This is a genomic window from Oceanobacillus piezotolerans, from assembly GCF_003665065.1.
GTDB lineage: Bacteria > Bacillota > Bacilli > Bacillales > Amphibacillaceae > Oceanobacillus > Oceanobacillus piezotolerans.
In genome coordinates this window covers 22,374-43,591 of record NZ_RCHR01000008.1, presented here as the reverse complement: position 1 = coordinate 43,591, position 21,218 = coordinate 22,374, and the positions used below count along the sequence as shown (strand labels likewise).

Here is a 21,218-nt window from a genome sequence, read left to right as displayed (position 1 = left end):
GCAATGTGAATAACATATTATAAGGAAAGACCATATAGCAAGTATTTTATTTTGTATATCGGTTAGCATAGCAGCTGGCAACAAAGGAGTCTGGTTTAATTTTTGGTTCAATTCCTAAAGATTCCATTCTTGCTACCATTTCATTAACAAAAATCCTTGTGCGATTTCGCTGTCCTGATCCAATATCTATATGTCCTTCAATAGTAAAGGATGCTCCTTTATAGATGTTTGGCAAAACAATATCAATAAGCTGATTCTTCCTTTCCTCTGTGAACATCGATACCACTTCTTCGGTTAGAGTCGTTTCATAAGAAATTCGCTCATGCAGGTTTGTCATCTTTCTGGGGACGACAATTTTCCGTATGCAAGCCCATGCGCCTTTGCTTTCCCGTTGAATAACAATACCTGTAATAAATTTTGTATAGTAGCTGTGAACCTGTGAGTCTGTACCGAACATGAGACGGTAATTACCATTAGGATCTTGTTTCATGAAATGAACAATATGCTCAAAGACGCTCTCAAATGACATCTGCTTTTGACTAAGGTTTTGAAATGAATAATTGTATACTTTAAGTTTTGACATTGTTCCCTTCCTTTTATAGAGAGTATGAAAGCGGGATGTACAATAAATATCTGTATAACAAACATTGAAAAGGGAAGAAAAGTGTCCCCAGTCAATGAAGTTTCACTTTATTAAAGTATATTCACTACTATTAACTTACGATTGAATGGATATAACATTCCTAATAATTTATTAAATTAGGTGCTTAGCTAATTTGACTAAGATATCGACCGGTTAAGTTATTTACTATATGCTCTTATGCCGACGCTGTCATCCAATTCCAAAAGCCATTTTTGGTATGTAACTCCAACATAATAGAGCTCCTTTACATACATGGTTTCTACTATATTTTTCGCTTTTTGTTGAAAAAAATACCCTTGTCCTGTTAAATCCCTCATACTTGAAGGGATTTTAACTGGATTAGACGAATATAGAATTGAAAATAAAAGGGGGTTAATATCTTGAATAGTCCAATCCAAAATCGGATGAATACTGTATTCGTGCATGTTAAAAATCTTAAGGATTCTGTAAAATGGTATACTAATCTGTTAGGTCAGCAGTACGTTGAGAGTGAGGTAAGTCTCCCTGTCTATAATATTCAAATCAATCACCATACCGGCTTAACCCTGGATGCTGGTCCTACTTCAGGTAAAAAAGTTACACCTCAAGAATATCCACTATTTAACTTTCATACAGACGATATCAAAGCGGCATATCACTATGTGCAAACTTTAAACTATGATATTACATCCGAAATCACTGAATTTGATGATTTTTCCTTTTTCACTATCGGCGACCCTGATGGCCACCAGATAATGATTTGCACAGGTTAAATACTTAAAACAACAATAGAGAGAACTTCAGAAATAAGTGGCTTATCTCTGCGTGTTCTCTCTATGTATTAAACGGGCTGTGACTGTTTGTGTTTTTCCATTTCCTCTAAAATATGAATTATTTTATAAAGCTGATCATTAACTGGCGTAGGAATATTATATTTTTGTCCTAATTCACATACCTTCCCAGCAAAATATTCAACTTCGGTTTTCCGGCCTGCAAGTATGTCTTGCAGCATAGAAGTTTGCCCATCTGGAGATAATTTTTGCAAAATCGGGCGATACTGTTTGACATCTTCTTCTGTTAAATGAACGCCAACGTGCTCTGAGATGCGAACAACTTCATACATTGCCGATTCCATCCACTCATGAAGAGCAGGGATATTTTGAAAATAGTCGTACGGTGCTTTTAAAACAGCAGAAGTTTGGTTGATTCCCACATTGAACATGAACTTAGCCCATAGTGTATGCCAAATATCCTCTGAAATTTCACAAGGAACTCCTGCTGTATCAAATAGCTCCTTTACACGTAGGACATCTTCCGAGACGGATTTATCACGTTCACCATAACATATCTTTCCAAGACTTGAATAACGGATGGCAGTATTGTTCCTTACTGCATCTATCCCAACACACATGCTGTAAAGAATATGTTTATTATTTGTTGCCTCATAGATTTCCTCTTCACTAGAAATTCCATTTAGCAGGGATAGAATAATCGTGTCTTCTCCAATATGGTATTGTGCTTCTTCCATTGCGTTCCTTAATTCTGCATTCTTGGTGGCAAAGATAACTAAATCAGCAGGTTCCACTTTTGTCTCAGGTGTGACATAATGGAAAGCTGGCTGTTCTTCCCCATTAATAGTAAAACGGCTCTCTCTGTAACGATGAATACGTTCTTGATTGGCAATCACACGAAACTGATCGCCTAATAACTGGTTTAACTTGCTGCCATATGAGGCCCCGATGGCTCCCAGCCCAATCAACGATACGGTTTGAATTTTTTGCATTGCATCCACCACACTTATATTGTTTTAGTATATAATAACATAAAACACTAATTATCTGACAATACAAAGTAAAGAGGAAGCTTATGCAGGAATATTATTACGACAAATTACTAAATATTAAAACGAGGGAAGACAGGAATCAGCCTTCTGGCCATTCTATTCATTATCACCCATATGAACCGACACCTTATCAGGCGCTGGAAGTATTTTGCAAACAGTATGACGTGAAAGCAACCGACCATATTGTTGATTTTGGAAGCGGTAAAGGAAGATTGAACTTCTTTATGCATTATTTCCATCAGGCAACGGTTACTGGAGTAGAGAAAGATGAACGTCTTTATCGGGAGGCCCTTAAAAATCTTGAAAACTACCATAAGAAAACAAGAGTAGAAGGGCATGAGCTGCATTTTCATTGCTGTTTAGCAGAAGAATATGAAATTAACCCTACAGATAATCGTTTTTATTTCTTTCATCCGTTTTCTATTCAGATTTTCCGTAAGATTGTTGATCGGATTATCCAATCCACTGAAGAAAAGATGCGCGACGTGGAGATTATCCTTTACTATCCGCATGAAGAATATATTTATTTTCTGGAGCATGAAACGGTATTTAATCTTATAAAGGAGATCAAACTTCCGGGACTGTATGAACGAAATTCTTATGAGCGTTTTCTGGTTTACCGTTTAGGTCCATCAGCATAACGGTTGTAAAGAAACAGCGTAAGAAGGACAGAAATAAGCAGGTGCAGTTATAGATATTAGAGCAAGAGAAATAGTACATGAAGGAATACAGAAGGAGTACATAATGGAAAATATAACGTTCAAGAATATAAATGTCATTGGGAATGTCGCCATAGAGAATGATTTATATGCTATATTGCATTATCCAGAGATGCTTAATCGTTACGATAGCAATTTTATGCAATTTAAAAAATCACCGAGTTTCGCTGAATTCCGAGAAGCTGAAATTGCATTAAAGGAGTTTCATGTGAAGAATGGGCAAAATCACTTGAAATTCTGTTTTGTAGAAAATGAGAAATTAGCGACAGAGGTAGAGGAATACCTGAAAGAAAATAAGTATGATATAGGGTTTCTAGAGCTCTATGCGATAAAACCGGAGTGCTTTCCTATCACAGCCTCCACAGGTAGTATCGAAATAAAAGTGGTAACCGAGGATACGTTGGAAGATTATTTATCGTTAAATTTTGAACATGATTTAGAGTATGGAGAGAGCTTTGCTAAGAAGAAAATCGACCTAAATAAAAATCACTTTCGAGATGCTGGTATCGTGCAGCTCTTAGCGTTTAAGCAGGGAAGTGCTGTAGGATATGTGGATGTTATTCTTGCAGATAAGACAGTTGAAATCGATGGCCTGCAGGTGAAGAAGGAATTCCAAAGGGAAGGAATTGGTACAGAGCTTCAAAAGTTTGTTATGGAGACTTTTCCGGAGCACACGGTGATTCTTGTAGCAGATGGAGAGGATACTCCACGTGAAATGTATCAAAAGCAAAACTATCAGATGCTAGGTTTTAGATATGAAGCATTAAAGGTAGAATAATAAAGAGGCTGGACAAATGTGTTTGCTTTAAAGAAAAAACTAACAAAATAGCGGAGGTAACCGCTACGGAAATATACTTCGCTTTCCACGGGCGGCTGCTGAGCCTCCTCGTGCTAACGCACTGCGGGGTCTCACCTAGGCCTATCCTCCCGTAGGAGTCTACGTATATTTCCTCCGCTAAAATAGCACAATGTTCGTCTTTTTTGTTAAGCAGTTTAATTGTGTCCCAGCCACTTTATGGTTTAAGAAGGAATCATGGTCGCGCTATAATCTGCTTCAACTGTATCAGGGATTCCTTCTGGCATGTGGAGAAAGTCTTGAAGTTCTGCTGCTTTACTCTTTGCTTCCTGGTATCCCTCTTCATATAAATAGATTAATTTATCAATGCTCTTTTCGAAGCGTCCGGCTTGTAATGGTAACTCAGGCTGTATGATAAATACCTCGTTGCGCTTTTCCATTTCATATAGTAACTCCATCGTATGATTATAAGTTAGATGGCGTTCGCGTAATAATTTTATCAGTGCGGGTTTTTCTCTAAAGTGTCGCTTGAAAAACCAATTAAGCTTTGTGCCCTTCTTAATATACCCTCGGTTTCGTGTGAGGACTACAACGTGTTTTTTCAGGCCTGACTTTATAAGAGGTTGAATTGGAATTGGATCAGAAACACCGCCATCTACTAATTCATAGCCCTTATATAACATACTAGGTGCCAATACAGGCAAGGAACAGGAAGCTCTAGTAATGGTGAAGAGGTCATCCGTTGTATCGTAGTGATCAAAGTAGACAGGCTTCCCTGTGTTTACATCTGTTGTACCAATAATCAGCTTTGTTGAGGATTCGGAGAACGTTTCAAAGTCTAATGGAACAATTTCACGAGGAAGCTTGTCAAAAATATAATCCATTCCGAAGATTTCTTTTTCTCGTATCATTCTCTTTAAAGAAACCGTTTCTGGATTACTCCCTAATTCTTCTATTAGTTTAAAATTACGCTCTCGTTGATTGGATAAGTAGGAGCTTCCAATCAACGTTCCAGCTGATGCTGTTGCAATCACAGGAAAATAAATGTTACTGTCTAAAAAGAAGTCCATAACGCCTGCAGTGTAAGCACATCTCATGCCACCGCCTTCTAGTAAAAGGCTTGCGCTGTCTGTCAATTTCGTACACTTCCCTTACTATTCCCGTCATTGCCTGCAGTATATTCATCTCTTAAAGAAAGGATATACTGCCTTTTAAATGGCGAGTTTTAACTCCAATAAGAGAACGGGCATTTATAATCAAATTATAAATCTAGTATAGCATATTTGAATTAATTAAGAACAACGGCAAGGCAAGGTGAAGGCTTTTCATTCAAACAAACGTTTGTTTACAGATAAGAAAGTATAAAAACATTCTTATATGGATAAGTGTAACTAAGGCATTTACCCAAAGGTATGACGAGTGGCAAGTTATCTAATAGATTCAATCTTCTCTTAGTTAACGGGCATGTAAAATTCCTGTTGATTCGAGTTTCTCTTTAGGATCTACTTTTTTACGATTTTTTACAAATACAATTAATTCAAGGGCATTGATATCTGTATATTCACCTAGGATTAATGGCTTTGTATGGCGTTTTGCAATATCGTTGGAGACTGCGACCTGCCAGATGCCAGGAGATGGAAGGTGCAGGGAATAGCTGTTCTTGGTTGGATTAATATAAATGGAAAAGTCCTCTTCTACCCCTAATAAGGTAAAACCAAATACAGGATTCTTGGTGTCTAAAATATGCAGTCTTCTTTGGATGCTTTCTTTAGATGCTAATCGGAATACATGGTATTGCTTTCTTAATTGGATTAGCTCCCTCACAAAGTCGATATTCTCTGCTTCTTCTTCTCTTTTCTTCCAATCTAACTGATTTATTTCATCATCGGAAATGTAGCTGTTTTCCACTCCTTGTTTCGTTCTAAACCATTCTTGACCAGCATGAATAAAAGGAACCCCCTGGCTTAATAAGGTTATCCCAGTAGCCAGCTGATGCATTTTCTTTCTTGTTTGTTCACTATCATCCGGATTCGTAAGCATTAGTCTATCCCAAAGAGTATGGTTATCATGGCATTCCACATAATTAATGGTTTGGGAAACATCAGATACAATAGGAATTCCATATTGCTCTAAAGAAGAACCAGAAACTAGATGTGGCAACCTTTCTATAAACTTGCCATTACCATTTACAAATCCAGTATCCTCGTTGTAAAATAGATTTCCTTTTAATGTATCTCTGAAGAAGTCATTAAAGAAATGGATCTCTCTTAGCTGACTGGAATTTCGATTTGTTGCTTTTTGATTTGATGCCAAGGCAGTGTTAAGCTCCCAACCTTCCCCAAGAAGCATAATGGGTATGGGCTCTTTTCTGCAGCGCTCTGCAATTTGAGACATCGTTTCGATATCCATTGCTCCCATTAGGTCGAACCGAAATCCATCCACTTTATATTCGCGGAGCCATAAGTCAATGGTATCTAAGATAAATTTCCTAACCATTCTTCTTTCTGTCGCAATATCATTTCCAACTCCAGTTCCATTGCTAGGTATTCCATCTAAGTGATACCTGAAATAATACCCAGGAACGAGTTGCTCAAACGGCGATTCTTCCATAATAAAAACATGATTATAAACAACATCCAGTATGACGGATAAACCTTCTTGATGGAAAGCTTGAATCATTTCCTTACACTCATTTACTCTCACAATTGGATCCTCTGGAGTGGTAACATAGCTTCCTTCGGGTACTTGAAAGTATAAAGGGTCATATCCCCAATTATAGGATGGTTTTTTGGAAAGCTCATCTACACGGCCGAAATCATTAATAGGAAGCAACTGTACATGGGTGCAGCCTAACTCTTTAATATAAGACAGGGCTGTTGAGTATCCATTCTCAGTTGTGGTCTCCCTTTCTGTCAATCCAATAAATTTCCCCTTGTTTTTCACACCAGCATAAGCCTGAATCGTAGCATCTCTTACATGTAGTTCATAGATAATCGCATCTTGTAAGTTTTTAACAGATGGGCGATGATATGGCTCATTGAATTGTTTTGTTTTTGCGAAATTAAGAACGACAGCTTTTTTACTGTTAGCTAATAATGATTTTGCATAAGGATCATTTATAATTCTCGTCTCTCCATTAATCTGAGCTTCATACTGATAGGTGTATCCATGCCAGTCTCCTTCCAGAGTCAGCTCCCATAACCCTTTATCCTTCTTCACAAGGAAATGGCTCTTATTTTCTCCAATCAAAAGCTTGATGGAGGTTGCTGTAGGTGCCCAAATAGAGAAGATGGTTGAGGAGGGCAGACATGTTGCTCCTAATACTGCATCTATATTGGAATATTTCTCATCAAACCATTGGGTTCGCACAATTGCTCCAGGGTAGATTGGTATTTTAATGTCATCCCATATGAGAGCTAATTCCTCTCCTATTGGAAGTTCATCGTGATAGCGAATCTTTATTGTCGATTCATTTATCTTCTCATCTACATGTGCCTGGTAATATCTATTCTGTCCTTTAAAATAAATGACTGGATTATCCTGTTTATGATTCAGTGTTACTAAATCACCAATAACCGTTAACTCATGGATGTCATCTATCCATGCAATATGAGTGTTCACAGAAAGCAACTCCTTTGGGGTAGGTAATGTAATCAATATCAAATTAAAAGTGATTTTAATGGAATGGTAGGGACTTAAGTTTCAATATTCTCCTATCCCTGGAGCTCTTCGCCCTACCCTCTGTAGTATAGTATATGTTCCTGTTTAAATAATGGAAATATAATGAATTTGATATGTGTGAAAAAATGGCTTTTGAGCGAAACCTAAATTTTAATTAGGCAAAAAGATAGATTGCCTGCCTAAAAGAATGATAGCCGAATTTTCACTCTTTTAAACAAATATTGTTTGTAAAGAAATCTTTAAACGATTCGACAGAAAAGGTGTAAATTTGGAGAAAAGTGTAAGAATTGTCGAAAAAATTAGTACGATTCCGTATTGAAGTGAATAATTATTCAGATTATAATTAATTTATCTTGATTAAATTTATCTTGATTCAATATACATATATTTTGTTTACCCCACGAAAGGCAGGATGGATTAATAAAGGATAAACACTATGTTCGTTCCATGAAAATGGTTGGTAAGATCTTCACTTAATAGATAATGAAGGAGGTATGTCGCTAAGTGGCTTATCAAATTTCGGAGCAGGATATATATTTATTTCACCAAGGGACGAATTATCGCAGCCACCAGATGTTAGGGTGTCATTCCATTGAATATCAAGGCGTTAAAGGATTTCGTTTTGCTGTATGGGCACCAAATGCAAAAGAGGTATTCGTTGCAGGTGATTTTAATAACTGGGATGGTTGCATGCATGCTCTCGAGCGAATCACAAATGAAGGGCTTTGGGTGGGGTTCTTTACAGATATCGCTCCCAATATGCCTTATAAATACAGGATAATCTCCAAATCCGGAGAAGTAAGGATGAAGGCAGACCCTTATGCCAAACAAAGTGAGTTAAGACCGAAGTCAGCGTCGCTTACTCCAGAATTCTCTACTTATAAATGGGAGGATTCCGATTGGCAGGTAAGGAAAAAGCAATATAATCCGTATGAATCTCCTATTAATATCTATGAAGTTCATTTAGGTTCTTGGAAGAAAAAAGAAGATGGAGCTTACTATACTTATCGTGAATTAGCTGATGAGTTAATTCCTTATGTCCAAACACTAGGGTTTACGCATATAGAACTCTTACCTCTAGCGGAGCATCCTTTTGATCTTTCATGGGGTTATCAAATTACAGGTTATTTTTCCGTGACTTCGAGATATGGGAAACGAGAAGATTTTAAATATTTTATTGACCAATGTCATAAGCATGATATAGGTGTCATCATGGACTGGGTTCCAGGGCACTTCTGTAAAGATGATTTTGCACTTAGAGAATTTGATGGTGAGCCTCTGTATGAGTATGCAGATCCAAAAAAGGCAGAAAAAAGATCATGGGGAACATTAACCTTTGATTTTGGCAGGCCGGAGGTGCAAAGCTTTTTAATATCCAATGCTTTATTTTGGATAGAAGAATATCATGTAGACGGAATAAGAGTTGATGCAGTTGCAAGTATGCTCTATCTTAATTTTGATCGCCCTGACTTCGAAGAGAAGATATATAACTCATATGGCGGAGAAGAGAATTTAGAAGCAATCGCATTTATTCGTAAATTGAATGAAGTTGTGTTCTCCTATCATCCGAAAACCTTAATGATGGCAGAAGATAGTTCAGATGTTCCATTGGTAACCGCACCAACTTATTCAGGCGGTTTAGGGTTCAATTATAAATGGAATATGGGCTGGATGAACGATATGTTGAAATATATGAAGAAAGACCCTGTTCATCGTAAATGGCATCATAACTTACTTACATTCTCTTATATGTATACTTATTCAGAAAACTTTCTATTACCACTTTCACATGATGAAGTGGTGCACGGGAAGAAGTCTCTTCTCGATAAAATGCCAGGTGACCAATGGCAGCAATTTGCCAATTTAAGATTGCTGTTAGGATATATGATTGCACATCCTGGTAAGAAGTTATTATTTATGGGAGGTGAAGTGGGACAATACGCAGAGTGGAAAGACAAGGAACAAATTGATTGGCATCTTTTAGAATATCCTCTTCATCATGGAATCTACACTTATATAAAAACAATAAATCATTTCTATTTAGAGCATCCAGCATTATTTGAATTGGATCATGATCCCAACGGATTTGAATGGATAGATCCTCATAATGTAGATCAAAGTATCATTGCGTTTAGAAGAAAAAGTAATAAATCAAAAGAAGAACTTATTATAGTCTGTAACTTTACACCAAATGTTTACTATGACTATAAAATCGGTGTTCCAGAATCTGGATTATATCAAGAAATATTTAACTCTGATAAAGAGCAATATGGGGGATCAGGACAAGTAAATAAAGATCGTCATTTCAGTTTCCCGGAGAAATGGCATGGATTAGCCCAGCATATCAAAATAATGGTACCCCCATTGGCAATTACTATATTTAAAAAAATGAATGAGGAGGAGTCAATAGATTGAAGGAATGTGTAGGTATGTTGTTAGCAGGCGGAGAGGGAAAAAGATTAGGAGCATTAACACATCATATTGCAAAACCAGCGGTCCCCTTTGGTGGGCAATATCGAATTATCGATTTTACATTGAGTAATTGTGCGAATTCTAATATAGAAACACTAGGAGTTTTAACACAATACTCACCGCTTGAACTTAACAAGCACATCGGAAACGGGAAACCATGGGATATGGATCGCAGAAATGGTGGAGTGACTGTCCTTTCCCCATATACAGCTAAGAATGGCGGGGATTGGTACTCTGGTACAGCGGACGCTATTTATCAGAACATTCATTTTATCAATCAATATAATCCTAGATATGTTCTGGTCATATCAGGAGATCATATTTATAACATGGACTATCAAAAGCTATTGGAACAACATAAGCAAACAAAAGCAGATGCAACGATATCTGTCATTGAGGTGCCTTGGGCTGAAGCATCTCGCTTTGGGATTTTAAATACTTCGGATAGCTTGCGTATATATGAGTTTGAAGAGAAACCTGCCATCCCACAAAACAATCTAGCATCAATGGGAATTTATATCTTTACATGGGAGACGTTGAAGGCATATCTACTAATAGATGCGAAGAAAAAATCTTCTAGTCATGATTTTGGTAAGGACATCATTCCAGCTATGCTGGCAGATGAACTTCGTTTATTTGCCTACCAGTTTGAAGGATACTGGAAGGATGTAGGTACGATTCAAAGCTACTGGGAAGCAAATATGGATTTACTTGATGAAAATTGGGGACTAGCTTTGAATACGAATTGGAGAGTCTTTACAAAGGATTCGAATTATCCTCCACAACATATTAGTCAAAGTGCAGTTGTAAATGATTCACTCGTGAATTCCGGTTGTTTTGTTTATGGAACGGTGAATCGATCGGTCTTATTCCATAACGTGTTAGTGGAGAGAGACTGTCTGATTAACCAATCTATCTTGCATCCCAATGTGAAAGTAGGGAGAAACTCTGTGCTTGAGCGAGTAATCGTCATGGAAAATACAGAAATACCTGAGGGAACGAATATACGAATCAATGAGAAGGATGATCCTGTCGTACTAAATCAGGAAATTCTGGATGGAATGCTGGCAATGACTGGAGGCGGGAAGTGATGAACACGATGATGGGATTGATTAATCTTGAACATGAGCACCACATATTCAATGAGCTGACTTATTTTCGCAACAGTGCCTCGCTACCATTTGCAGGCAGATATCGATTAATTGACTTTACTTTAACAAATATGGTTAATTCCAATGTTCGTGAGGTTGCTATCTTCGCCCGTTCTAAATATCGATCCTTATTGGACCATCTCGGTACAGGAGAGAATTGGGATCTCGATCGCAGAAATGGTGGTTTGTTTATTCTTCCCCCTGATTGGAACGACCCGAGTGATGTGTCAAAGGGGGATTTACAATTCTTTCACAATAATCGTGACTACTTTCATAGGGGAAAATCAAATTATGTTCTTATTAGCGGCAGTCAATTTATTGCTAATACAGACTATAAAGAAGCCTTTCAAATGCATATAGATAGACAGGCAGATATAACGCTGGTTTCTACTAGAGTTGAAGAACAGAAGGATGAGCATACCCCCTATTTCCGTATTGAAGCGGACGATTTAGGTTGGGTGGAGAATATAACTAACGACAGAAAGAATCCAAATATCTTTACCGGAGTATATATTATAAATAAAGATTTACTCTTAGAGTTAGTAGATTACTGTATTGCGTATCACCATCCCCATTTCTTTGCTCATGGCATCAAAGAAAAATTAGGAGATTTAAAAGTTCAAACCTATCGTTATGGTGGATACAGTGCCTTTATCAATACAATTGAAAGCTATTATCACCATAATATGAAACTATTATCAGAAGATAATTATAGGGAATTATTTTTAAAACAAAACTTTGTAAGAACAAAGGTATCTAATAATCCTCCTGTTAAATATCATGGCAATGCCGAAGTAAATAACTCGCTGCTTGCAAATGGCTGCAGAGTTCAAGGAGAAGTAGATGGAAGTATCTTATTTCGGGGGGTGACGGTAAAAGGAGGTGCAAAGATAAAGAATTCTATTATCATGCAAAGATGTGAGATTGATGAGAATGTGTATTTGGAGAATGTGATTTTAGATAAGGATGTACACGTAACCAAGGGTCAAACGATTATTGGTACAAAGGATAAACCATATGTCGTCGCGAAAAGACAAACGATTTAAACCTTTAGAGGAAAGGGGAGATATGAGATGGAGAACGTATTGTTTGTGGCTTCAGAGTGTGCACCTTTTATCAAAACTGGAGGCTTAGCAGATGTGGTAGGGTCTCTTCCACAAGCTTTGAAACAGAATGATGGATTAGAAGTACGTGTTATCCTTCCATTATATGATGAAATATCTGAAGAATGGAAAAACCGAATGGAATATCTCACCTCTTTCGATGTAGAACTTGGTTGGCGTACACAGGAGACATCCATATACACGTTAAAATATAATCAGATTCTTTATTACTTTGTTTCCAATGACTATTATTTTACACGAAAGGGCATTTATGGTTATTACGATGATGGGGAACGCTTTGTATATTTCTCTCATGCGGTGGTGGAAGGGCTAAAGCATATCGACTTTAAACCGGATATACTTCATGCACATGATTGGCAGGCTGGAGTAAGTGTGATGCTTGCAAATATTTTAAAACCGATTGATGAAATGAAAACTGTTTTTACGATTCATAACATTAAATATCAAGGAATAATGCCACTAGACACTTTTGAAGACTTTTTTAATTTGGATAGAGAGCATATGGGTGGAATGGAATGGAACAGGATGCTGAATTGCTTAAAAGCTGCACTGTTTCATGCGGATAAGATTACCACTGTAAGTCCGACCTATGCGGAGGAGATTAAATACCCGTTTTATAGTGAAGGATTAGAGCCAATTCTATATCAAAGAAAAGCAGACATTGTAGGTATTCTAAATGGGATAGATACAAAGGATTACAATCCATTAACAGATCCCTATATTGCTGTGAATTATCGCTCAGCCCGATCCAAAAAGATAGAAAACAGGTTGGCTCTAGGAGAAAAATTATTATTTGATATGGATTTGGGTAAGCCTCTTTATATTATTGTATCGAGATTAGTAGAGCAAAAAGGATTACATCTTGTTCAGCATATATTGGATGAATTTCTCCAGAAAGAGGTACAGTTTATTATTCTGGGGACTGGGGAGCAAGAATTTGAAGCATACTTTTCGGATATAGCAAGTCGTTATCCAGACAAAGTAGCAGCGCTTTTAACGTTTGATGAGGGCTTGGCTCGTCAGTTATACGCAAGTGCAGATTTCTTTGTAATGCCCTCTAAATTTGAGCCTTGTGGACTTTCACAATTAATTGCCCTGCAGTATAAAACAGTGCCAATTGTAAGAGAAACAGGAGGATTAAAAGATACCGTAACTTCCTATAATGAATTAACAGGAGAAGGAAATGGGTTTACCTTTACTAACTATAATGCCCATGACTTACTTCATGTATTGAACTACTCTTTAAGAATTTATCATGAGCCAATTCATTGGCAGCAACTAATTAAAAATGTGAATAAGGGTCAGTTTAGTTGGAAGGATTCAGCTGCTCAGTACAGAGATCTATATGAACAATTAGTACCCACTCCAATATACGGATAAGGAGAGATGGTTCCTTGCAACAATTAACTAGTGAACGTTTAAAAGAGAAAATAGTTAATCGCTTAATCATTGAAAATGGAATAGATGTAAATGATGCAACAAATAAGCAAATTTTCTATGCTCTATCTTCCGTTGTTAACGAAGAAATTCTACCTAACTGGTTTAATACGAACAAGCATTATGAGAAGACGGGCTACAAACAAGTCTATTATCTATCAATGGAATTTTTGATTGGCAGACTGCTGGAAAGCAATTTACTAAACTGCGGAATGTTAGCTTCTGCAAAAGAAGCAATAAACGAATTGGGTTTCTCGCCGGAGGAAATATTTGCGGAAGAACATGATGCAGGATTAGGGAACGGGGGATTAGGGAGATTAGCAGCATGCTTTCTAGACTCCTTAGCCTCCCTGCGTTATCCTGGTCATGGTTATGGTATAAGGTACCGCTATGGTTTATTTGAGCAACGAATTATCCATGGAAACCAGGTAGAACTTCCTGATTATTGGCTTAAAGAACCATATCCATGGGAAATACGCAAAGAAGAAGAAGCGGTTGTAATCCAGTATCATGGAAAAGTACATATGTTTAAACGAAATGACGGCACGCTTGAATTTAAATATGAAAATACGGATAAGGTTATGGCAGTTCCCTATGATGTGCCAGTGGTTGGGTACAATAATGAAGTAGTGAATACGTTGCGTCTTTGGAGTGCGGAGCCCGCTTTTCAAGATGATGCAAGGTCGCAAGGTGACCAAAGTGCCTTTTACCATGACCTTGATCATCACCATTCTATCGAGCAGATTTCAGGATTCCTTTATCCTGATGATTCAAGCTACGAGGGTAAGGAACTAAGGTTAAAGCAACAGTATTTTCTCGTATCCTCCAGTATCCAAAACATTATTAAGCAATTTAAAAAGACAAACAAAATGCCAGTTAGTCGATTACCAGAGAAAGTCGTTATTCAAATCAATGACACCCACCCAAGTTTAGCAATCCCTGAGATGATGCGGATTTTAATGGATGAGGAACGTATGAGTTGGGATTCGGCTTGGGAGGTAACTACGAGAACCTTTGCTTACACAAACCACACTACACTAAGTGAAGCATTGGAAACCTGGCCTAAGGATATGATTCAAAATCTCATGCCCCGTATTTATATGATCATTGATGAAATAAACGAACGTTTTTGTAAAAAGATATGGTTTGATTATGAGGAGCTTCGTGATAAAATCCCTGAACTTGCTATAATTGCATATGATAGAATACATATGGCAAGATTAGCTATTGTTGGAAGTTTTAGTGTGAATGGTGTTGCTAGAATTCATACTGAAATTCTAAAGAAAAAAGAAATGAAGGATTTCTATACACTTTACCCGAAAAAATTCAACAACAAGACAAATGGAATTACACATCGCAGGTGGTTACTTCAAGCCAATCCACACCTTGCCGGCTTAATAACGGATGTGATTGGTCCGCAATGGATTAATCGGCCGAAACAGTTAATTCGCTTATTAAAGCATTCCAACGACAAGGCTTTATTAGAGAAATTTGATGAAGTGAAACGCAATAATAAAATCGCTTTAGCAAATTATATTCATCATCAAACAGGTATTCTAGTTGATGAGAAGTCGATTTTCGACGTACAAATTAAACGCCTTCATGAATATAAGCGCCAATTGCTAAATATCTTTCATGTTATCTATCTATACAATGAATTAAAGGATAATCCTAATCAAGATTTGACCCCGAGAACGTTTATCTTTGCAGCAAAGGCTGCTCCTAGTTACTATTTAGCAAAAGAAGTGATTAAGTTAATCAATACCGTTGCTTCGATTGTAAATTATGATAAAGAAATACAAGGCAAACTTAAAGTTATATTCTTAGAAAATTATAATGTTAGTCTTGCTGAGAAAATTATTCCTGCTTCCGATATTAGTGAGCAGATTTCCACGGCAAGTAAAGAGGCGTCGGGAACTGGTAATATGAAGATGATGATGAATGGAGCGCTTACGCTGGGAACTATGGATGGAGCAAATATAGAAATCCATGATTTAGTTGGACCAGAAAATATCTTTATCTTTGGGTTAACAGCTGATGAAGTATTGGATTATTATCAAAATGGGGGATATAATGCCCGCGATATTTATAATAAAGATGATCGTGTGAAGCGGATTTTAGATCAGTTGAACCAAGGAGAGTTTGGAATTCACGATATCGAATTTAAGGATATTTATTATAATATTCTCTTCCATAATGATTCTTATTTTGTACTAAAGGATTTTGAGCCATACCTAGAAACGCATGAGCTTGTTGATAGAGCCTATCGAGATCGATTACACTGGCTAAATATGAGTGTTATCAATATTGCACATTCCGGTAAGTTCTCGAGTGATCAGACAATAAAAGAGTATGCTACTGATATATGGAAGATTAATCAAGTGTAATAGAAGGAAGGAACAGCGAATAGCTGTTCCTTTTCTGTTTTATATACTTTCTAATAAATATAACTAGTAGAAGATTCGCTCTATTATTAAATTAATAAAAGATTTACACTAATATATTGCATTTTATTTGGGAAAATAGTATTATTGAACTCATCTAATATATTGCGTATTGCTTTTGGGAAAATTAATTGAATCAGGGGGAACTCAACATGAAGGACAAACTATCCTTTTCTTCATATTTGGCTATAGGCCTAATGTTATTCGCATTATTCTTTGGAGCGGGAAACTTAATCTTCCCGGCACAACTTGGTCAATATGCTGGAACAAATATAGTGCCAGCAGCATTTGGTTTTCTAGTAACTGGTGTGGGATTGCCATTGCTTGGAATTTTGGCAATCGGATTCTCTGGAAGTCGTGATCTTCAAGATTTATCCAGTCGTGTCCATCCAGCGTATGGAATCTTTTTTACTTCGTTACTATATTTAACAATTGGACCATTCTTTGCTATTCCACGTACTGCAACGGTAGGATTTGAGGTAGGGATTGCGCCAATGATACCTGGAGCGTCTTTACAGTGGTCCCTATTACTTTTTTCATTTTTGTTTTTTGCACTTGTTCTAGTATTTTCACTTTATCCTACGAAACTCGTTGATAACATAGGAAAAATCCTAGCACCAGCACTCGTATTGTTACTAGCAATTCTCTTAATTACAGCATTTGTAAATCCAATGGGAGTTATCCAAGCGCCAGAGGAAGGGTATACAAGCGGAGCTTTTATGAAGGGGTTCATTGAAGGATATAATACAATGGATGCACTAGCTTCCTTAGTATTTGCTATTATTGTGATTAACATCGTGAAATCCTACGGAGTTACTTCTAAAGGTGAAATTCTTAGAGCTACAGCGAAGACTGGGGTTATTGCAATTGTTATACTCGGTGCTCTGTATGTTGGTATTGCTTATTTAGGAGCTACAAGCACTGGTGTACTCGGATTATTTGATACTGGTGGTCCTGTATTAAGTGGTGCAGCTTCCCATTATTTTGGTAACTTAGGGTTGGTTCTGTTAGCAGTTGCCATTATCCTGGCATGTTTGACAACTGGGATTGGTTTGATTACAGCTTGTGGAGAATACTTCCATAAACTTTTACCTCAACTTGGTTATAAAACATGGGTTGTTATCTTTACAACATTTTCATTTGTGATTGCAAACTTTGGACTTGCTAATATTATTACTTTCTCTATTCCGGTATTAATGTTCTTATATCCATTAGCTATTGTTATTATGCTGCTTGCATTTCTTTCACCACTATTTAACCATGCACGTATGGTATATGTAGCAACGACTATTGTGACACTCTTAATCAGTATTGTCGATGGGCTGAAAGCATTATGTGATTCACTAGAAATCGCCTACTTTGGTTGGTTGGATTCAATCCTTACTTTCTATGGACAAGTATTACCGCTTTATAATCAAGGTTTAGGATGGCTAGCACCTGCATTAATAGTGATTGTTATTACTGGTATAGTAGCACGTATTCAAAAAGCCTTCTCAGTGCAAGAAGCATAGTTAAGAAAAACCCGGTCTCTAAAATGGAGACCGGGTTTTTCTTATGTAGTTCATTTTTAGTTAGCTCTAGGGAAAAATTCGATTGTCCGCAGCCAGTTATGCTTCATCGTATCTTGTAATTTCTTGGCATCTCCAGCTTGCATAAGCTCAATTATTTCCTGATGATCATCAATTGATTTATCTGTTAATACGATAGAGTTATGGAAGAACAATCGTCTAACATGCGCTTGTAACGATTCTATCATACGCTTGATGTATCTATTATTAGCGGTATCTACAATAAGCTGGTGAAACTGTTCGTCTATTTTTAATGCAGAATAATAATTTTCGGTGCGAATGGCTTCGGCAAATCGCTGGTTGATGCCTTCTAATACATTAATAGTTTCATCGTTAAGATTGGGGATAGCTAATTCCGCCGATAATGCTTGCAGGGCAGCAAGAGGGGGCAGAAGATCCTTAATGGCATCTTTCTCTACATCTGTTACCTGTGTCGCTTTACCTGGATACATTTTAACAAATCCCTGTACCTCTAATAATTGTAGTGATTCTCTAACAGGTGTTCTACTTACGCCAAGTGCTTCAGCAAGCTCTGTGTCGTTTAGTTTTTCACCTGGCAATAATGTACCATCAATAATCCACTGTTGAAGCTGGTTGAATGCGCTTTCTTTAGCTGATTTCCTAGTTGGTCTTGCATGATTTATTGGTACCGGCATAATGTTCACGCTCCCAGATAAGTTTACATCAATATGGCTTTTAAAATTATATAATAAGATGGCTAAATTTTAGCAATGAATATCCTAATATATATTATACTATAAAACTACTGGCAATGAAATATGCAATATATTAGTATATTATATTATTTTTAAAAACTTGGAAGACATTCTTCCTGCATTTATTGAAGATGCGTAATATTTACTTTCTAAATAAAAAGGAAAAACGTAGGTGATCGTTTTTCCTTTTCCCATTCTTTTATGCATGATTTTCGATAAGATTCATAAAATCCTTCCAGTTTGTCAAGCGGTGATGATGTGTGATTGACTGGTTATATGGCTGGTCCATCATGAAAAGGGTGATAGGTTCTTGTTCCAGTGTTTGTAAAACAGCTGGCTTGTCATCAATATAGAAATCAAGATGCAACGTTTTAATGGTGTGTATTTTTTCGTTATCTTTCATCCCATAGTAAAACCTGGCGTCATCAATAGGGAAACCTAGATTCTTCATCCATTTCTTTGTTCTCTCCCCGTGTTCTTTTGGTCTGGCGGTAATATAATAAATTTCATGGTCTGCCTTAGCTAGTTCTTGTAGTGTTTCCACCGCATCAGGATAAGGGGGACAGTTTGTGAAGTAAATTTCCTCTAGTGAACGATTCCACATATCATTACCTTCTTTATCGGTAAGACCAAACGGCTCGTGAATCTCAACTCGATCAATAAGCTTAAATTGCTCTAGACTTACTTGCTTATTTAATTTTTTATTATAAATATGAAAGGCATGTTCTCTTAAGTTTATTAATGTATCATCAATATCAAAGCCGAATCTCATTTTAACTCCCCGATATCACTTTTCTTAACATAACCAGTAAATTTAAAGTCTTTACCAATTGGCTCCATGCTTGTATTTATCAGTTCAACAGCGTCCGCCATCTCGGAAATTCCAGCTCCTTCTAAAAAGGTTGGAGCTTCTTTGCCGCCGACTAATTTTGGAGCAATGTATAGTATAACTTTATCAATTAGTTTCTTCTCAAGGAAAGAAGCATTGATATTTCCTCCTCCCTCAATAAAGAGAGAAGATATGCCTAATTCACCTAATTTCTCAATCACTTCTTCAGGGTCAACCCGCTGTTCTGAATTGGTTACGAAAATAGTGATTCCCATTTCCTTTAGTGTATTTAGCTTGATTGGATCAGCATTTTTGGTCGTAAATATCCAAGTTTCTGCTAAATTATCCGTGATAACCTGATAGTCAAGCGGAATTCGTAATTGGGAATCCATAATAACTCGGATAGGGTTACGACCATCCTGGATTCTGGATGTTAGAGCAGGGTCATCTTTCATAACTGTATTGATTCCCGCTAAAATCGCCATATTCTCACTTCTTAGTTTATGAACATCGTATCTTGCTTCTTCAGAAGTAATCCACTTGCTGCTTAGCGTATGGGTAGCAACTTTTCCGTCAAGAGTAATTCCTGCTTTCAGAGTAACAAAGGGCTTCTTTTCAATAATATATTTATTGAATACCTCATTCATGTCAATGGATTGCTGCTCTAACACACCCGTAACAACCTCAATACCGGCCTTTTGCAAAATCTTTACACCGTTTCCAGCAACCATTGGATTCGGATCCAGAGTTGCAATGACCACCTTTTTAATACCGGCTTTTACAATGGCTTCTGCGCAAGGGCCTGTCCTTCCATGATGGGAGCAAGGTTCTAATGTAACGTAAATCGTTCCCCCTTTAGCTTTATCTTCAGCCATTCTAAGGGCATGAATTTCGGCGTGGGGTTCACCAGCCTTCAGATGTGTGCCAACACCGACAATGCGATTATCATTAACAATAACCGAACCAACTAGTGGATTCGGTTCGGTTTGTCCTTTCATCGCTCGAGCATTATTCAGGGCCAAATCCATATAAAACTCATCCTTAGTCATTGTGGCAGGCTCCTTCTTCCTCGCGAATATGGCCAGATTTCGTGATTTTTGTTTCTAGATATTTCTTATTATATTCCGAAACATCACCCCATAATGGAACGCGGCCAGAAACATAAAGCCCTGATTCAATTAAGGCATCTAATTTCTGTGGATTATTCGTAATAAGTGTCACTGGTTTTGCGCGTAATACCTTTAGAACTGCGATGGCATCGCTATAATCCCTTGAATCATTCACAAACCCAAGAGCTTCATTAGCCTCTACTGTATCATAGCCATTCTCTTGAAGAAGATATGCCATTGCTTTTGAAAACAAGCCGATTCCTCTTCCTTCATGATTTGCCAGGTAAAATAATGCACCAGTTCCATTCTCTACAATTTTCTTCATGGATTGCTTCAATTGGAAGCCACAATCACAACGTTTACTTCCAAAAATATCTCCAGTATGACAAATGGAATGCATCCGAATGAAAGCCTCATCTGCATTTTCAAAATCACCGTAAACTAGCACGCTGGATTGCTGTAATTCCGCAAGGTTCTCTGAGTTTAATTTTTCAATAATGTGTTCATAATCCTCTGTAACTTCCTCGCAATTTAACCAGCAATACCATTTGAATTCAACGGTTTCTCCATACAAATTAACTGGCAGTCGAATGGGGCCGACTAAATATATTGCACGACCTGTTGTAGTAGGTACAAGTTGTATTTTATCTTTTAGAATAGAGAAGATTTTTGACTCAAGCTTCATTTGTTCCATCTATAATGAGCTC

At 37.2% G+C, this 21,218-nt stretch carries 17 protein-coding genes; 9 read left to right on the top strand and 8 right to left on the bottom strand.

Features of this window, described 5'->3' with window-relative positions; all coding sequences use genetic code 11:
• Positions 1–46: 46 nt before the first annotated feature.
• Positions 47–583 (bottom strand): ribonuclease H-like YkuK family protein, encoded by a 537-nt coding sequence (locus D8M04_RS17440; RefSeq protein ID WP_121524700.1) that lies wholly within the window; start codon positions 581–583, stop codon positions 47–49.
• 440 nt (positions 584–1,023) lie between these two features.
• On the opposite strand from D8M04_RS17440, the gene D8M04_RS17435 reads away from it, so the two are divergent.
• Positions 1,024–1,395, top strand: a complete 372-nt coding sequence (locus D8M04_RS17435) for a VOC family protein (protein WP_121524699.1) — start codon at positions 1,024–1,026, stop codon at positions 1,393–1,395.
• A 68-nt stretch (positions 1,396–1,463) separates the two neighbouring features.
• Here D8M04_RS17435 and D8M04_RS17430 read toward each other — a convergent pair whose 3' ends face one another.
• Positions 1,464–2,405, bottom strand: a complete 942-nt coding sequence (locus D8M04_RS17430; RefSeq protein WP_121524698.1) for a ketopantoate reductase family protein — start codon at positions 2,403–2,405, stop codon at positions 1,464–1,466.
• Positions 2,406–2,488: 83 nt separating this feature from the next.
• Here D8M04_RS17430 and D8M04_RS17425 point away from each other — a divergent pair, with 83 nt between their 5' ends.
• Both D8M04_RS17425 and D8M04_RS17420 read left to right on the top strand, forming a co-directional pair.
• Positions 2,489–3,106: an SAM-dependent methyltransferase gene (locus D8M04_RS17425; protein WP_121524697.1), complete on the top strand. Its 618-nt coding sequence runs from the start codon at positions 2,489–2,491 to the stop codon at positions 3,104–3,106.
• 103 nt (positions 3,107–3,209) lie between these two features.
• Positions 3,210–3,962 carry a GNAT family N-acetyltransferase gene (locus tag D8M04_RS17420; protein WP_121524696.1) on the top strand — a complete coding sequence of 251 codons (753 nt, stop codon included), beginning with the start codon at positions 3,210–3,212 and terminating at the stop codon, positions 3,960–3,962.
• A gap of 242 nt (positions 3,963–4,204) precedes the next feature.
• Here the strand turns inward: D8M04_RS17420 and D8M04_RS17415 are convergent, their stop codons facing one another.
• The gene (locus D8M04_RS17415; protein ID WP_121524695.1) at positions 4,205–5,116 is read right to left on the bottom strand and encodes a patatin-like phospholipase family protein; all 912 of its coding nucleotides are present in this window, start codon (positions 5,114–5,116) and stop codon (positions 4,205–4,207) included.
• Positions 5,117–5,435: 319 nt separating this feature from the next.
• A complete protein-coding gene (gene pulA / locus D8M04_RS17410) occupies positions 5,436–7,601 on the bottom strand; it encodes a type I pullulanase (RefSeq protein WP_121524694.1) in 2,166 nt (721 codons plus the stop codon).
• Between the two features lie 564 nt (positions 7,602–8,165).
• On the opposite strand from pulA, the gene glgB reads away from it, so the two are divergent.
• From glgB to brnQ, 6 genes are all read left to right on the top strand, one after another.
• Positions 8,166–10,076 carry a 1,4-alpha-glucan branching protein GlgB gene (glgB, locus tag D8M04_RS17405; RefSeq protein WP_121524693.1) on the top strand — a complete coding sequence of 637 codons (1,911 nt, stop codon included), beginning with the start codon at positions 8,166–8,168 and terminating at the stop codon, positions 10,074–10,076.
• A complete protein-coding gene (locus D8M04_RS17400; protein ID WP_281277140.1) occupies positions 10,073–11,224 on the top strand; it encodes a glucose-1-phosphate adenylyltransferase in 1,152 nt (383 codons plus the stop codon). Before glgB ends, D8M04_RS17400 begins: the two co-directional genes overlap by 4 nt.
• Entirely contained in the window at positions 11,224–12,330 is a 1,107-nt protein-coding gene (gene glgD, locus D8M04_RS17395; protein WP_121524692.1) for a glucose-1-phosphate adenylyltransferase subunit GlgD, read from the top strand. The genes D8M04_RS17400 and glgD overlap by 1 nt, the downstream gene beginning before the upstream one ends.
• Before the next feature lie 27 nt (positions 12,331–12,357).
• Positions 12,358–13,788, top strand: coding sequence for a glycogen synthase (locus D8M04_RS17390; protein ID WP_121524691.1), 1,431 nt, complete (start codon positions 12,358–12,360; stop codon positions 13,786–13,788).
• Between the two features lie 14 nt (positions 13,789–13,802).
• Positions 13,803–16,232, top strand: coding sequence for a glycogen/starch/alpha-glucan phosphorylase (locus D8M04_RS17385; RefSeq protein WP_121524690.1), 2,430 nt, complete (start codon positions 13,803–13,805; stop codon positions 16,230–16,232).
• 209 nt (positions 16,233–16,441) lie between these two features.
• Entirely contained in the window at positions 16,442–17,800 is a 1,359-nt protein-coding gene (gene brnQ, locus D8M04_RS17380) for a branched-chain amino acid transport system II carrier protein (RefSeq protein ID WP_121524689.1), read from the top strand.
• A 56-nt stretch (positions 17,801–17,856) separates the two neighbouring features.
• Here the strand turns inward: brnQ and D8M04_RS17375 are convergent, their stop codons facing one another.
• From D8M04_RS17375 to D8M04_RS17360, 4 genes are all read right to left on the bottom strand, one after another.
• Positions 17,857–18,513 carry a GntR family transcriptional regulator gene (locus tag D8M04_RS17375; RefSeq protein ID WP_121524688.1) on the bottom strand — a complete coding sequence of 219 codons (657 nt, stop codon included), beginning with the start codon at positions 18,511–18,513 and terminating at the stop codon, positions 17,857–17,859.
• A gap of 259 nt (positions 18,514–18,772) precedes the next feature.
• Positions 18,773–19,345 (bottom strand): 5' nucleotidase, NT5C type, encoded by a 573-nt coding sequence (locus D8M04_RS17370; RefSeq protein ID WP_121524687.1) that lies wholly within the window; start codon positions 19,343–19,345, stop codon positions 18,773–18,775.
• On the bottom strand, positions 19,342–20,451 hold the full coding sequence (gene ribD / locus D8M04_RS17365) for a bifunctional diaminohydroxyphosphoribosylaminopyrimidine deaminase/5-amino-6-(5-phosphoribosylamino)uracil reductase RibD (RefSeq protein WP_121524686.1): 1,110 nt from the start codon (positions 20,449–20,451) through the stop codon (positions 19,342–19,344). The genes D8M04_RS17370 and ribD overlap by 4 nt, the downstream gene beginning before the upstream one ends.
• Positions 20,444–21,205: a GTP cyclohydrolase II gene (locus D8M04_RS17360; protein ID WP_121524685.1), complete on the bottom strand. Its 762-nt coding sequence runs from the start codon at positions 21,203–21,205 to the stop codon at positions 20,444–20,446. The genes ribD and D8M04_RS17360 overlap by 8 nt, the downstream gene beginning before the upstream one ends.
• Positions 21,206–21,218: the final 13 nt, after the last annotated feature.

Bases quoted from the DNA above. Each gene is read 5' to 3' on its own strand.
- D8M04_RS17370 (WP_121524687.1), bottom strand. From the start codon at position 19,345: ATGAGATTCGGCTTTGATATTGATGATACATTAATAAACTTAAGAGAA.
- D8M04_RS17390 (WP_121524691.1), top strand. From the start codon at position 12,358: ATGGAGAACGTATTGTTTGTGGCTTCAGAGTGTGCACCTTTTATCAAA.
- brnQ (WP_121524689.1), top strand. From the start codon at position 16,442: ATGAAGGACAAACTATCCTTTTCTTCATATTTGGCTATAGGCCTAATG.
- D8M04_RS17420 (WP_121524696.1), top strand. From the start codon at position 3,210: ATGGAAAATATAACGTTCAAGAATATAAATGTCATTGGGAATGTCGCC.
- ribD (WP_121524686.1), bottom strand. From the start codon at position 20,451: ATGACTAAGGATGAGTTTTATATGGATTTGGCCCTGAATAATGCTCGA.
- D8M04_RS17375 (WP_121524688.1), bottom strand. From the start codon at position 18,513: ATGCCGGTACCAATAAATCATGCAAGACCAACTAGGAAATCAGCTAAA.
- D8M04_RS17440 (WP_121524700.1), bottom strand. From the start codon at position 583: ATGTCAAAACTTAAAGTATACAATTATTCATTTCAAAACCTTAGTCAA.
- D8M04_RS17430 (WP_121524698.1), bottom strand. From the start codon at position 2,405: ATGCAAAAAATTCAAACCGTATCGTTGATTGGGCTGGGAGCCATCGGG.
- D8M04_RS17425 (WP_121524697.1), top strand. From the start codon at position 2,489: ATGCAGGAATATTATTACGACAAATTACTAAATATTAAAACGAGGGAA.
- glgD (WP_121524692.1), top strand. From the start codon at position 11,224: ATGAACACGATGATGGGATTGATTAATCTTGAACATGAGCACCACATA.
- D8M04_RS17360 (WP_121524685.1), bottom strand. From the start codon at position 21,205: ATGGAACAAATGAAGCTTGAGTCAAAAATCTTCTCTATTCTAAAAGAT.